Source organism: Candidatus Chlamydia sanziniae (genome assembly GCF_001653975.1).
GTDB classification, from domain to species: domain Bacteria; phylum Chlamydiota; class Chlamydiia; order Chlamydiales; family Chlamydiaceae; genus Chlamydia; species Chlamydia sanziniae.
Window position 1 is genome coordinate 140,716 of the sequence record NZ_CP014639.1, and the last position, 13,757, is coordinate 154,472.

Consider the following 13,757-nt stretch of genomic DNA (forward strand, 5'->3'; position numbering starts at 1 on the left):
AGATATAAGCTTGAAACAAATTTCAATACGATAATACTTGAAATAATTTCAATTTAAAGTAAAGTTTCTGTGCAAATCATTGATTTAGAAAAACTCCTATGTTAAGATGGCAGCCATTTAATTTGCGGCGAGGGTTCCTTTACGCCAAACTCTAAGACCAACCGAGCCCATGACAAAACACTCCTAACACCCACAATGCTTATCCCATGAGAACCTCCCAACTCTTTTACAAAACCTCAAAAAATGCCAACAAAGATGCTCATGTAATCTCAAGCGAACTCTTAGAAAAAGCCGGCTATTTATTCAGAACAGGAAAAGGGATTTATACCTACACTCCTTTATTCTGGCGTGTAGTTTTAAAGATGGCAGCAATCATCCGCGAAGAACTCAATCGTATTGGAGGCCAAGAACTTCTCTTGCCTTTGCTGCACCCTTCAGAACTGTGGGAGCAGACCGGGCGATGGCAAACTTTTCTTTCAGAGGGCCTACTCTACACCCTGGTGGATCGAGAAGATAAACAATTCTGTTTGGCACCCACACACGAAGAAGTCATTTGTGCTTTTGTTGCACAATGGCTTTCTGGAAAAAAACAACTCCCTATCCATCTTTACCAAATCGCCACTAAGTTTCGAGATGAAATCCGTCCTAGATTTGGATTGATGCGTTCTCGAGAGCTTCTCATGCAAGATAGCTATACCTTTTCCAACTCTCCAGAACAAATGAACCAGCAATATGAGAAACTCCGTTCTGCTTACAAGAACATTTTTGATCGCCTAGGATTAACTTACGTGATTGTTGAAGCTGATGGAGGGAAAATCGGAAAAGGAAAATCTGAAGAATTCCAAATTTTATCCTCCTTAGGAGAAGACGCTATTTGCGTAAGCGGTTCTTATAGTGCGAACATTGAAACTGCAGTTGCCTTGCCCCCGCAATATTCCTACGATAGAGACTTCGTCTCGATTGAAGAAGTTGCTACCCCCAACATCTCCACAATAGAACACTTAGGAACCTTCTTCTCTGTTCCTCTACATAAAATCCTCAAAACCTTAATAGTAAAGTTAACCTATAGCAATCACGAAAAATTTACTGCCATCGGCATTCGAGGAGATCGGCAAATCAATTTAACCAAGGTAGCCGCTAGACTTAACGCTGACCATATTGCCCTTGCCTCTGATGAAGAAATTCAAGACTTTCTCGGCACTCAAAAAGGCTTTGTTGGACCACTCAATTGTCCCATAGACTTTTTTGCTGACGAAACCACCCTACCTATGACCAACTTCATCTGTGCAGGCAATGTAAAAGACAAGCACTATATCAATGTAAACTGGGACCGTGACCTCCCACGCCCTGAATATGTAGACTTCCTTCTTGCTGAAGAGGGGGACGCCTGCCCAAGCAATCCTGGCACTCCTTATAAAATTTACCGAGGAATTGAAGTTGCCCATATCTTCAATCTAGGAACTCGCTATACAGAGGCTTTTCAAGTTTGCTTTCAAGACGAAGAAAGCAAACAACAACTTTGCTGGATGGGAACTTATGGCATCGGCATCGGCAGAACCCTAGCGGCCTGCATAGAACAACTCGCTGATGAACGCGGTATCATATGGCCCCCAACCCTAGCTCCCTTTTCCATAGCTATCCTATTTAACGGAGGAGATATCCCCTCTCAAAAGCTTGCCGAAACTTTTTATAGAGATTTACAAGCCCAAGGATATGCGCCATTACTTGACGATCGCAATGAAAGATTAGGATTTAAACTTAAAGATAGTGACCTGATTGGGATCCCTTACAAACTTATTTTAGGTAAGAGATTCCATTTTTCTGGAATCTTAGAAATCGAATCCCGATTAGGAGAAAAAAAGGCCATTTCCCCAGAGCTTTTCCCGACTTGGTGTGAGGAACATCTTCTCCGAGAATCTTCTCCTCTTGTATAGAAGGCGAGTTAGATTAGCATTCAGGGTGTTCGAGTGCTAAATCTACTTGACCTTCAGAAACTCTTTTCCTATAATGCCCGTTGTTGCGATTATTTTATTGGAAATCGGAATGGTTAAATCAAAGGTATCAAAGCGGGATTCGAAAATTCTTTATATCCTTTTTGTCACAATAGAACTCTATCTAAAAGCAGGCCAACCTGTAGGATCTAAGACGCTAAAAGAGAGTTACTGTTCAGACCTGAGTACAGCAACCATAAGAAATTATTTTATGGAGCTTGAAACTCTAGGGCTTCTAAAAAAAAATCACGTCTCGGGGGGAAGAATCCCTACGGATCTTGCTTTTCGTTATTACGTCGATCATCAAGAAGATGTTTTTGATACAAACATTTCTGACCTTGTCCTTGAAAAACTTAATGAATTGCCTAAAGAAAGTCGCAATATTATCAAAGATTTACAGAAAACGATAGAACTCCTTGGAGACGTTTTGGATCTTCCTACGTTTTTTTCCTCACCACGTTTTGAAAATGACGCCGTGACCAATATCCAACTGACCTTAGTTGACGAACAACGTGTTGTTGTCATCCTCTCTACAGAGTTTGGTCAAATATTCACCGATACTCTCTGGCTTCCTAAAACCTTTGAAACAACCTCAGTGAGGCGAATAGAGAATTTTCTCCAAAATTACATCCGCAAATTTCCTCCTAGTGACTCACTCTCGGAAAACGAAGAAAATGTCAGTATGAGACTCTATAATGAGATCGTTGTTCGTTACCTCAATCGCTATTGTAACTTTAGCGAAGAAGATCTTTATCAAACAGGACTATCCAAACTCTTACGCTATGAAGTCTTCAAAGATCCTGATGTATTGGCTAGGGGACTATCTCTTTTTGAAAATCAACGTCATATGTGTAAGCTACTTGATATTGGAATGCGCAAAGACAGACTAACAGCATTTATAGGAAATGAAATTTCTGACATTCTAAACACGCCCTATCTTGGCTGCACAGTAATCACGATTCCCTATCATATGAACCAAGCACCTCTAGGAGCCTTAGGTATACTAGGCCCTGTAAATCTTCCTTATAAAGAGGTCTTTCCTACACTGAAACTCTTTACTAATAAAATTGAAGAAACTCTTACTCAGAGTTTCTACAAATTTAAATTGTCTTTCAGGAGGCCTTGCCGCTCACATTGCAAACTTTCTGATGAGCAGACCCTATTAGCAAGGTACTCTTCAATAAAATTATTACCTTCTAAGGAGACATCATGACAGACACCCCACCTGAATATAAGGAACAAAACGATACAAAACCTCGTGATGCAAATAGTGAAATTGAGGATCTACAGCAAGAAATTGTTACTTTAAAAGCTGAACTTCATGAAAAAAATGACAAATACCTCATGGCACTTGCGGAGTCTGAAAATGCCCGTAAACGTATGCAAAAAGAACGTCAAGAACTTATGCAGTATGCTATAGAAAATGTTCTACTAGACTTCCTCAATCCTATAGAAAGTATGGAAAAAGCCCTTGGCTTTGCTACGCAAATGTCTGATGACGTTAAAAATTGGGTTACAGGATTTATTATGATCCTTAACCAATTTAAACAAATTTTCGAGGAAAAAGGCATAATTGAATATTCTTCGGTAGGTCAGAAATTCAATCCCTTCCTCCATGAAGCCGTAGAAACAGAAGAAACTTTAGAAGTTCCTGAAGGAACTGTTCTAGAAGAATTTACTAAAGGATATAAAATAGGAGAGCGCCCTCTAAGGGTAGCAAGAGTCAAAGTTGCTAAAACTCCTACGTACTCCGAAGAAAATAAAGAATAAAATATAACCCCCTATAGATTAGGTATCAACCATGAGTGAACACAAAAAATCAAGCAAAATTATAGGTATAGACTTAGGAACAACTAACTCCTGCGTATCTGTCATGGAGGGAGGACAAGCTAAAGTCATTACATCATCAGAAGGGGCAAGAACTACCCCATCCATCGTTGCTTTCAAAGGATCTGAAAAATTGGTAGGGATTCCTGCAAAGCGTCAAGCAGTAACCAATCCAGAAAAAACTCTTGGCTCTACAAAACGTTTTATTGGGCGTAAGTATTCCGAAGTAGCTTCAGAAATCCAAACCGTACCTTATAAAGTCGTTGCAGGATCTAAAGGAGACGCTGTATTTGAAGTAGACGGGAAACAATACACTCCTGAAGAAATCGGCGCACAAGTCCTCATAAAAATGAAAGAAACAGCAGAAGCTTATCTAGGAGAAACTGTTACGGAAGCTGTAATCACCGTTCCTGCCTACTTCAATGACTCGCAAAGAGCATCAACAAAAGATGCTGGCCGCATCGCAGGATTAGATGTGAAACGTATCATCCCCGAGCCTACAGCTGCTGCTCTTGCCTACGGTATAGACAAAGCAGGCGATAAAAAAATTGCCGTCTTTGATCTTGGAGGAGGAACTTTTGATATCTCCATCTTAGAAATTGGTGATGGTGTTTTTGAAGTCCTATCAACAAATGGAGACACCCACCTCGGTGGTGACGATTTCGATGAAGTCATCATCAAATGGATGATTGAAGAATTTCGAAAACAAGAAGGCATCGACCTTAGCAAAGATAATATGGCATTACAAAGGCTCAAAGATGCTGCGGAAAAAGCAAAAATCGAACTTTCAGGAGTCTCTTCTACAGAGATCAACCAACCCTTCATCACTATGGATGCACAAGGACCTAAGCACCTTGCCTTGACTCTAACACGCGCACAATTCGAAAAGCTTGCAGCTTCTCTGATTGAACGCACTAAGTCCCCTTGTATTAAAGCTTTAAGCGATGCTAAGCTCTCAGCAAAAGATATCGATGACGTACTCCTTGTGGGTGGAATGTCTCGAATGCCTGCAGTCCAAGAAACAGTGAAAGAACTTTTCGGAAAAGAACCCAACAAAGGGGTCAATCCTGATGAGGTAGTTGCTGTCGGAGCCGCGATTCAAGGCGGGGTTCTTGGAGGCGAAGTTAAAGACGTTCTTCTCCTTGATGTCATCCCTCTCTCTCTAGGAATTGAAACCCTAGGAGGTGTAATGACCCCTCTTGTTGAGAGAAACACAACAATTCCTACACAGAAAAAACAAATCTTCTCCACAGCTACAGATAACCAACCTGCAGTCACCATCGTTGTTCTGCAGGGTGAACGTCCCATGGCTAAAGACAACAAGGAAATCGGAAGATTTGACCTTACCGATATTCCTCCTGCACCACGTGGACACCCTCAAATCGAAGTCTCCTTCGACATCGATGCTAACGGTATTCTTCACGTTTCAGCCAAAGATGTTGCTAGTGGAAAAGAACAGAAAATTCGTATTGAAGCAAGTTCAGGACTCCAAGAAGACGAAATTCAAAGGATGATTCGCGATGCTGAGCTCAATCAAGAAGAGGATAAAAAACGTCGTGAAGTTTCGGATGTGAAAAACGAAGCTGATAGTATGATATTTCGAGCCGAGAAAGCTCTTAAAGATTATAAAGAGCAAATTCCTGAAACTCTAACACAAGAAATTCAAGAGCGGGTCGAAAATGTGCGTACAGCACTTAAAGACGATGCCCCTATTGAAAAAATCAAAGAGGTAACCGAAGAACTGAGTAAGCATATGCAAAAAATTGGAGAAGCTATGCAAACACAATCTGCTGCTGCTGCTGCTGCATCCGCAGCTAATCCTCAAGGTGGTCCCAATATCAATACAGAGGACTTAAAGAAACACAGTTTCAGTACAAAGCCTCCTTCAAGTAGCAGCTCTTCAGATAATGAACATATTGAAGATGCTGATGTAGAAATTTTGGATAACAACGATAAATAAAAATATTTTTATCTTTCCGGTTCTCTATCTTGTGTAAAAACAAGATAGAGAACTTTTCTCCCTAAACACTGTTCATAAAAGTATTTTTCCATTAAAAACGTCTAAACAAACCCTAGAAAAATCTTCAAAAATTCTCAAAACTACAGTGGAGTGAGACTATTGAAAAAACCAAAGAAAAGAACAGGAAGGAATTTTAAAAAAAACTCTTCAAAAATTGCGATCTCAGGAACGCTATTCGTTCATCCTAAAAAAGGTTTCGGTTTTGTCTCACCCGATGATCCTGAAGAATATTCTTTTGATATTTTTGTACCTGCTAGAAATTTAAAAGGCGCCTTAGATGGTGACCATGTGATTGTAGAAGTCTCTCTCCATTCAAAAAAAGGTGAAAAAAAACAAGGCATAATTAAACAAGTTCTTTCTCGAGGAAAAACTACACTCGTAGGCACGATAACCTCACTCCTTACTCCAACAACAGCCCTTGTCTACAGTAGCATGCTAGGAACAGAATCTCTGCTCCCTGCGCAGCTCCTCCCCCAACACACTTATAAAATTGGTGACAGGATCCTTTTCAGTACACCTCCCTGGGTCGATAAGAAAGAAACTACAGCCACACCTCCTCTCATAATGCTTGAATTCATTGGCAATATCACACATGCCGAAGCTGATTTTGCCGCAATTAAAGCCGAATACAACCTCGATGAGAATTTTCCTGAAGAAATCCTAAATGAAGCCCACCTATTTTCTCAAAAACAAATCACTCAAGCTTTACATTCTCGTAAAGACCTTCGCGACTTACTCTGTTTCACTATAGACTCCGCAACAGCTAAAGATTTTGACGATGCTATATCGCTCACTCACGATCACAACAACTACATCTTAGGCGTCCATATCGCTGATGTTTCACACTACGTAACACCGCACTCCTTCCTCGATAAAGAAGCAGCAAAGCGATGCAACTCTACCTACTTTGCCGGCAAGGTCATTCCCATGCTACCCCCGGCTTTATCTGATAATCTTTGTAGCCTCAAACCTAACATAGACCGGCTTGCCGTTTCTGTATTCATGACTTTTACAAAATCAGGACACCTCTCTGATTATCAAATCTTTCGTAGTATAATTCGAAGTAAATACCGCATGACCTACGACGAAGTAGATCAAATTATCGAAAAAGAGCAAATCCATCCCATTTCGAAAACCCTACAGAATATGGCAACCCTTAGCAAGAAGTTCACCTGTATTCGAGAAGAACGCGGATGCATCCAATTTATCCTTCCTTCGTTCACTATGGAACTAGATAACCTACAAGAACCTGTCTCTTTAATAGAAAATCGCCAAACATTTTCACATAAACTCATCGAAGAATTTATGCTCAAAGCCAATGAGGTCATTGCTTACCACATCTCCCACCAGGGGATTCCTCTTCCTTTTCGCAGCCACGAACCTCCTAAAGACGAGAATCTCCTTGCTTTTCAAGAATTGGCGAAAAATATGGGTTTTGATATTATCTTTACCCCTGCTCAAGAACCCGATTACCAATATCTCCTACACACAGCATCTGCAGGACATCCTTTGGAACAGTTCCTTCACTCACAATTTGTCCGTAGTATGAAAACAGCCTCATACTCCACAGAAAACAAAGGTCATTACGGCTTAAAACTTGATTACTATACCCACTTCACCAGTCCCATCCGAAGGTATATCGACCTTATCGTCCATAGGCTCCTATTCCACCCCATGAGCATAGATGAACATCGCCTTGAGCTCATCGTCCGTGCATGTTCAATAAAAGAAAGAATTTCAGCAAAAGCAGAATCTGCTTTTGAAAATCTGAAAAAAATCCGCTTTATAAACAAATTCTTACAAGAACAACCCAATACTGTGTACTCTGCCTATGTGCTCACAGTAACTTCTGAAGGTCTTTCTTTCATTGTCACCGAGTTCTACCACGAAGGCTTCATTCCAGCTGCTGACCTCCCTAAAGAATACGCTCTAAAGAAAAAACCCTCTTCCGATCATCTCCCAGATAGGATGAAGCCTGGAGCTCCTCTGCATGTAAAAATTGCTCACGCGAATCTTCTTACGCAAACCATCACTTGGACAATCATCCCAACTACTGAAGAACCTAAATCTAAGAAAGTAAAGAAAAAAAAGAAAACCTTATAACTATGCTCGATGAAAGCTTTTTTATAACCGAAGACGTGCTCGCATTAGCCCAATCCCTACTCGGCTATAAACTAGTTACAAAACATCAAGGAAATAGAACTTCCGGATATATCATAGAAACCGAGGCTTATCGCGGCCCAGATGATAAAGCCTGCCACGCATACAACTATAAAAAAACCAAAAGAAACGCTGCTATGTACCGAAAAGGCGGCACCGCCTATGTGTACTGCTGCTATGGCCTTCATACTCTTTTTAATGTTGTTACTGGACCTGAAGACACACCTCACGCTATTCTTATTCGTGCCATCCTCCCTACAGAAGGGAAAGAACTTATGATCAAACGACGCCAATGGCAAAACAAACCCTTCCATCTGCTAACAAACGGTCCTGGGAAAGTATGCCAAGCTCTCGACATCTCCTTAACACAAAATCATCAACGCCTGAACACTCCGAATCTCTATATTAGTAAGGAAAAAATCCTTGGGACAATCACTACAACAAAACGTATTGGTATTGATTACGCTGAAGAATACCGCGACATGTTTTGGAGATTCCTTCTCTCCCCTCACAATCAACAGACAAAAGTCTTATCTTAAATAATCCAGCCCTTTGTATAGTGAAGAAGTACGAAGATACCAATTCTTTGGGGGGATCATGAAAAAACATTTCATCACAGGACTGATTATTCTCCTTCCTCTAGCAATCACCGTTGCTATTGTCGGAATGATTATTAACTTTCTTACCCAACCCTTTGTAGGCCTAGCTTCGGGATTTTTTGAAAAAATCAGCTTCTATTCCAAACATCGCACTTTTCTCAAGTTTGTCTTACAAATCATCCTACTCTTTGGCCTTTTCTTCGCTACTGTACTCCTTGGCTTTCTCACCCGTCTCATGATTTTCAAATCGCTACTTTCAATCTACGACAAAATCCTCCACCGTATCCCCATCATCAAAACTGTCTACAAAGCTGCTCAACAAGTAATGACTACAATTTTCGGTTCTAAATCGGGATCCTTTAAACAAGTGGTCATGGTTCCCTTTCCTAACTATCATACCCAATGTATAGGCTTAGTTGCTGGAGATGCCCCTACCGCATGCTGCAACCAACCGAGTGAAGATGACACTCTAATCACAGTTTTTATTCCAACAACTCCCAACCCCACCTCAGGATTCCTGACACTATTTAAAAAATCTGATATTACTTTTGTAGACATGAAAATCGAAGATGCCTTTAAATATATCATCTCCTGTGGAGTTCTTTCTACACCCTCGACTCCTAATCCCCACCCTGAGGCTCCTTGTCAAGATCTTAAGCCTTAAATATGTCTTTATTGAAAAAAAATGCCATCTTTACTATCCTTTTTCTTGTAAAGTGCTCCACCTCTTTATTTCTACTTTCTGGAGAAGTTAAACAATTCAAAGAGTTATTTTATGACACGAATGAGTAAACAGGCTCGGCGCCGGGCGAAAAATCCTAAAAAACGCAAGCCTAAATATGGTATCGTCTATCCTCCGTTAGCTCCAAAGATTGCTTATAAAGAGCATCACAATGTTATAAATAGCACCAGTATTTTTATTCCAAAAATAGGTTAGTTAAGAGTTATGTCCCGACACCGTAGTTATGGTAAATCTGTGAAAGGGGTTTCTAAAAGAAATGTCCTTAAGCGTTTTGAACGTGTGGAAGTCTTACGTAAACTAGGCCGCTGGGATCATGCTACTGCAAAAAGAGTGACGGGCTTACCAAAAACTCCTATTTTAAAATAATCCTAAGCTTTTTAATAGTTGCTTTGATATTGACTTCTATCAACATTTATGTTTCTAATAGACAAAAACTTGTCCCTATAAGGGTTAGGTCTGTAAGAAAGCTTCTTACTTTTCTACTCGATACTTTACATATCGTTACACATCAGGTATTTGTATATTTCTTAGAAGATAAAGCCCTCGCCCATCTTCATAAAAAAGTATTTTCCGATCCATCACTTACAGATACCATCACCCTACCTATAGATATTCCGGGCTCCTCAACGTACCCTCATGTCCTTGGAGAGGCTTTCATCAGTCCAGAAGCTGCAATTCGCTTCCTAAAACACCGCCCCCATACTAAAGAAGATCTCTACGAAGAGATCTCCCGCTATCTCATCCACTCCACTCTCCACATGCTGGGTTACAACGATACAACACCTAAAGAGAAAACAAAAATGAGAGTTAAAGAAAATCAACTCCTATGTATGCTGCGGGAAAATGACGCCTTACTTACAGCTTAACATGCTCTATACCATCCTAGCTCTACTTCTTATCTTTGCGCTCTTTACCTTAGGACTTACCCAATCCTCGTCCCACGGATCCTTAAACTTTTACACATCCCTACACAACCGTTTCTTCAAAGAACAAGGAGCTCAAGGATACCCAAATCACACTACATTCCCTGTCATGTTTCTCCTCATTCTCTATGGTGCTCTGGGGATAAAAATTTACACAACAACATTCCATATACAACTTTCCTACCAAGCCATTGCATTTTGGATTAGCTATAGTCTTGCTAGCTTCATCGCCTATGTCTTTCTCCCTGCCTATATAGCAAAAAAACTATCTAAAGAAGCTACAGTCCCTCTACGCCTCCTTCCCTCAATATTACAGCTCTTCTTTCTTCCTTTACAGAAGCTGTACCAAAACCAAACCACCTCATGTCCTCTTCTCAAACCTTCTTTCACATTTCAAACTCCGCTTTCTGAAACTTTAATTGCCTTTGACAAACTCATCGTTCGCGAAGTTATGATTCCTAAAGTAGATATCTTTGCTCTTCCTGAAGAAACAACGCTGAAAGAAGCTCTAGACCTCATCATAGAAGAAGGCTACAGTCGTGTTCCCATATACAAAAAAAATCTAGATAATATTACTGGTATCCTTCTTGTTAAAGACCTTCTACAACTTTATAAAAACACCCATGACCCAAATCAACCCGTATCTTTAGTCGCCAAACCTCCTTTTTACGCTCCAGAAATTAAAAAGGCAGCTTCCTTACTCCAAGAATTCCGACAAAAACATCGTCACCTCGCCATTATCGTAAATGAATATGGCTTTACTGAAGGCATTGCCACCATGGAAGACATCATTGAAGAAATCATTGGTGAAATCGCTGATGAACATGACGTACAAGAAGACATTCCCTATAAAAAAATCGGAAACTCTTGGATCGTTGATGGAAGAATGAATATCTCTGATGCCGAAGATTATTTTAAACTAAAAATCGATCACCAAAATAGCTATGATACCTTAGGAGGCCATGTCTTCCATAAAGTTGGTGCTGTTCCTCAAAAAGGAATGAAAATTCACCATGAAAATTTCGATATCGAAATTATTACCTGTACAGAACGTAGTGTAGGAAAACTTAAAATCACCCCTAGGAAACGAAAGTTTCCTATCCCTTAAATCTAAACAGATAAAAAAAATCTTTGCAAAAAACCGAAAGATTTATCAGAGTGAAATCTTAATCCCCTAGGATGAGGAGAACTATTTAAATGAACGACATCCAAAAAGAAGAACACGGCTCCACAGCCATCTTTCATCTGAAAGGAAAACTTGATGGTATTTCTTCTCCTATAGTGCAAGAAAGCATTTCCCAATCTCTATCCTCGGGATCTAAAGATATTGTCCTCGATTGTACTCACCTCGATTACATGTCTAGCGCAGGAATCCGCGTACTACTACAAAGTTATCACCAAGTCGGCAAGCAGTCAGGGAAAATCGTCCTCACTTCAGTTCCAAAAACTATAGAACAAACCCTTTATGTTACTGGGTTCCTTTCCTATTTCAAAATATTCAATACTGTAGACGAAGCTCTACACATGTTAAATAAAGACGATGATTGAGAAAAACGCCATTATTATTATATGATAATGTCTTTAAGTCATCCAAAGCTTTTGCCTTACTTATGCGTAGATCCGTTTGTTATGTTAATCCCTCCATAGCTAGAGCAGGGCAGGTTTCTATATGGAAATTCCTTTACTCCCTTGCCACTCCACTACCTGCAAAAGCGAAACTCAAATTCGATCTAGGAGGTACTGGCAAACTGACAGATTGGGAAGCTCCCTCCGTAGATCTTTCCAAGCCTAAGAACGTAATTTACGCAGAGATGCCCGAAGGAGAAATCTTGACTGCAACAGTCATTCCTGTAATTCGGAATCCCGTACCACAATTTGAATTCACCCTACCTTACGAACTCGAAGTAGGTGAAAACTTCACTATCATCCTAGGTCCCTCTCCCCACCATCCTCAAAACGACGAAGCAGGAAATGGAGCGCAACTATTCACGCAACGTCGTAAACCTTTTTATCTTTACGTTGACCCCACAGGCCAAGGGAACTACGATGAACCCGACATATTTTCAATAGACATTCGCGGGAATATGTTAAAAAAAATCGAACTCTTCACACCCTCCTACGTGGTCAAAAACAAACGTTTCGATATCACTGTACGCTTCGAAGACGAATTCAACAATCTGACAAACTTTTCCCCAGAAGATACCAGAATAGAGCTTTCCTATGAACATCTCAGAGAAAACCTTAACTGGCAGCTCTTCATTCCTGAAACTGGATTTGTTATTCTTCCAAATCTCTACTTTAATGAACCAGGAATTTACCGCATCCAATTGAAAAACCTTTCCACACAAGAAGTCTTTATCTCTGCTCCTATAAAATGTTTCCAAGACTCTGTTCCTAATCTTATGTGGGGTCTTTTCCACGGAGAATCCGAACGAGTAGATTCTGAAGAAAATATTGAAACGTGTATGCGCTACTTCCGTGATGACTGCGCGCTAAATTTCTATGCCACATCCTCATTCGAAAATCAGGAGAATCTCTCTCCCGAAATCTCAAAACTCATCAGCCAAACATGTAATGATTTTAATGAAGAAGACCGTTTCGTTACTCTCTCAGGATTTCAATATATAGGAGAACCTGGGAACGAAGGTGTCCGCCACATTCTCAATGTTAAGGAAAATAAACACTGTTTTAAGCATAAAGATTACAAACACATTCCTCTTGCGAAGCTTTACAAAAGCACTTCAAATCACGATATCATCTCAATTCCGACTTTTACAGCCTCTAAACAGTATGGTTTTAACTTCAACAATTTTTATCCTGAATTTGAAAGAGTTGTAGAAATTTACAATGCGTGGGGCTCTTCAGAAACTACAGCAAATTTAGGAAATCCTTTTCCTATTTCTGGCGAGGATTACGAAGACATAAAAGGAACTGTAATTGAAGGGTTGAAACGCAACTTACGTTTCGGTTTTGTTTCTGGCGGACTTGATGATCGTGGAATTTACAACAATTTCTTCGATTCTAATCAAAAACAATATTCTCCTGGCCTCACGGCAGTCATCTGCAACAAGTATACTAGGGAATTTCTCGTTGAAGCTTTGTTTAATCGCCATTGCTATGCTACAACAGGTCCGAGGATTATCGTAAATTTTACTATTACTTCTGCTCCCATGGGGTCGGAATTGTCTACAGTTACAAAGCCAGGACTTGTTGTCAATCGTCATATTGCCGGCTATATTGCAGGAACAACCCTTCTCAAAACCGTAGAAATTATCCGCAATGGTGAAGTTTTACACACATTCTCTCCAAACAATATCAATCTAGATTATGAATTTGATGACATGGAACCCCTAGCATCCATTGTTCTTGAAGATTTCAAGGGTAAGTCTCCTTTTGTATTCTACTATCTTAGAATCACTCAAATAGACGGAGCTATGGCTTGGAGTTCTCCAATTTGGGTAGACCTCTATTAAAACACACAGAGTACAGAGGAGG

At 40.2% G+C, this 13,757-nt stretch carries 13 protein-coding genes; all 13 read left to right on the forward strand.

Annotated elements, in window-relative coordinates:
• The first annotated feature begins 206 nt into the window (after positions 1–206).
• The 13 genes from Cs308_RS00505 to Cs308_RS00555 all read left to right on the forward strand — a co-directional run bounded on the left by Cs308_RS00505 (position 207) and on the right by Cs308_RS00555 (position 13,735).
• Complete coding sequence (locus Cs308_RS00505; protein ID WP_066481351.1) at positions 207–1,934, forward strand: proline--tRNA ligase; 1,728 nt, start codon at positions 207–209, stop codon at positions 1,932–1,934.
• Between the two features lie 73 nt (positions 1,935–2,007).
• Positions 2,008–3,204 carry a heat-inducible transcriptional repressor HrcA gene (gene hrcA / locus Cs308_RS00510; RefSeq protein ID WP_197481293.1) on the forward strand — a complete coding sequence of 399 codons (1,197 nt, stop codon included), beginning with the start codon at positions 2,008–2,010 and terminating at the stop codon, positions 3,202–3,204.
• Positions 3,201–3,761, forward strand: coding sequence for a nucleotide exchange factor GrpE (locus Cs308_RS00515; protein WP_066481353.1), 561 nt, complete (start codon positions 3,201–3,203; stop codon positions 3,759–3,761). Before hrcA ends, Cs308_RS00515 begins: the two co-directional genes overlap by 4 nt.
• A 31-nt stretch (positions 3,762–3,792) precedes the next feature.
• Positions 3,793–5,778, forward strand: a complete 1,986-nt coding sequence (dnaK, locus tag Cs308_RS00520; RefSeq protein WP_066481355.1) for a molecular chaperone DnaK — start codon at positions 3,793–3,795, stop codon at positions 5,776–5,778.
• A gap of 159 nt (positions 5,779–5,937) precedes the next feature.
• Positions 5,938–7,941, forward strand: a complete 2,004-nt coding sequence (locus tag Cs308_RS00525; RefSeq protein ID WP_066483302.1) for a ribonuclease R family protein — start codon at positions 5,938–5,940, stop codon at positions 7,939–7,941.
• 2 nt (positions 7,942–7,943) lie between these two features.
• Positions 7,944–8,537: a DNA-3-methyladenine glycosylase gene (locus Cs308_RS00530; RefSeq protein ID WP_066481357.1), complete on the forward strand. Its 594-nt coding sequence runs from the start codon at positions 7,944–7,946 to the stop codon at positions 8,535–8,537.
• A 58-nt stretch (positions 8,538–8,595) separates the two neighbouring features.
• Entirely contained in the window at positions 8,596–9,261 is a 666-nt protein-coding gene (locus Cs308_RS00535) for a DUF502 domain-containing protein (RefSeq protein ID WP_066481360.1), read from the forward strand.
• A 111-nt stretch (positions 9,262–9,372) separates the two neighbouring features.
• The gene (locus tag Cs308_RS05000) at positions 9,373–9,534 is read left to right on the forward strand and encodes a hypothetical protein (protein WP_156506721.1); all 162 of its coding nucleotides are present in this window, start codon (positions 9,373–9,375) and stop codon (positions 9,532–9,534) included.
• Positions 9,535–9,543: 9 nt separating this feature from the next.
• Entirely contained in the window at positions 9,544–9,705 is a 162-nt protein-coding gene (locus Cs308_RS04945; RefSeq protein WP_082904989.1) for a small basic protein, read from the forward strand.
• Between the two features lie 23 nt (positions 9,706–9,728).
• A complete protein-coding gene (gene ybeY, locus Cs308_RS00540) occupies positions 9,729–10,205 on the forward strand; it encodes an rRNA maturation RNase YbeY (protein ID WP_156506722.1) in 477 nt (158 codons plus the stop codon).
• A gap of 1 nt (position 10,206) precedes the next feature.
• Entirely contained in the window at positions 10,207–11,370 is a 1,164-nt protein-coding gene (locus tag Cs308_RS00545; RefSeq protein ID WP_066483304.1) for a transporter associated domain-containing protein, read from the forward strand.
• Between the two features lie 89 nt (positions 11,371–11,459).
• The gene (locus Cs308_RS00550) at positions 11,460–11,810 is read left to right on the forward strand and encodes an anti-sigma factor antagonist (RefSeq protein ID WP_066481362.1); all 351 of its coding nucleotides are present in this window, start codon (positions 11,460–11,462) and stop codon (positions 11,808–11,810) included.
• A gap of 62 nt (positions 11,811–11,872) precedes the next feature.
• Positions 11,873–13,735: a DUF3604 domain-containing protein gene (locus tag Cs308_RS00555; protein WP_066483306.1), complete on the forward strand. Its 1,863-nt coding sequence runs from the start codon at positions 11,873–11,875 to the stop codon at positions 13,733–13,735.
• Positions 13,736–13,757: the final 22 nt, after the last annotated feature.

What these genes read in the sequence shown, in the direction of transcription:
- Cs308_RS00505 (WP_066481351.1), top strand. Translation starts at nt 207, where the DNA reads ATGAGAACCTCCCAACTCTTTTACAAAACCTCAAAAAATGCCAACAAA.
- hrcA (WP_197481293.1), top strand. Translation starts at nt 2,008, where the DNA reads ATGCCCGTTGTTGCGATTATTTTATTGGAAATCGGAATGGTTAAATCA.
- Cs308_RS00515 (WP_066481353.1), top strand. Translation starts at nt 3,201, where the DNA reads ATGACAGACACCCCACCTGAATATAAGGAACAAAACGATACAAAACCT.
- dnaK (WP_066481355.1), top strand. Translation starts at nt 3,793, where the DNA reads ATGAGTGAACACAAAAAATCAAGCAAAATTATAGGTATAGACTTAGGA.
- Cs308_RS00530 (WP_066481357.1), top strand. Translation starts at nt 7,944, where the DNA reads ATGCTCGATGAAAGCTTTTTTATAACCGAAGACGTGCTCGCATTAGCC.
- Cs308_RS00535 (WP_066481360.1), top strand. Translation starts at nt 8,596, where the DNA reads ATGAAAAAACATTTCATCACAGGACTGATTATTCTCCTTCCTCTAGCA.
- Cs308_RS05000 (WP_156506721.1), top strand. Translation starts at nt 9,373, where the DNA reads ATGACACGAATGAGTAAACAGGCTCGGCGCCGGGCGAAAAATCCTAAA.
- Cs308_RS04945 (WP_082904989.1), top strand. Translation starts at nt 9,544, where the DNA reads ATGTCCCGACACCGTAGTTATGGTAAATCTGTGAAAGGGGTTTCTAAA.
- Cs308_RS00545 (WP_066483304.1), top strand. Translation starts at nt 10,207, where the DNA reads ATGCTCTATACCATCCTAGCTCTACTTCTTATCTTTGCGCTCTTTACC.
- Cs308_RS00550 (WP_066481362.1), top strand. Translation starts at nt 11,460, where the DNA reads ATGAACGACATCCAAAAAGAAGAACACGGCTCCACAGCCATCTTTCAT.
- Cs308_RS00555 (WP_066483306.1), top strand. Translation starts at nt 11,873, where the DNA reads ATGCGTAGATCCGTTTGTTATGTTAATCCCTCCATAGCTAGAGCAGGG.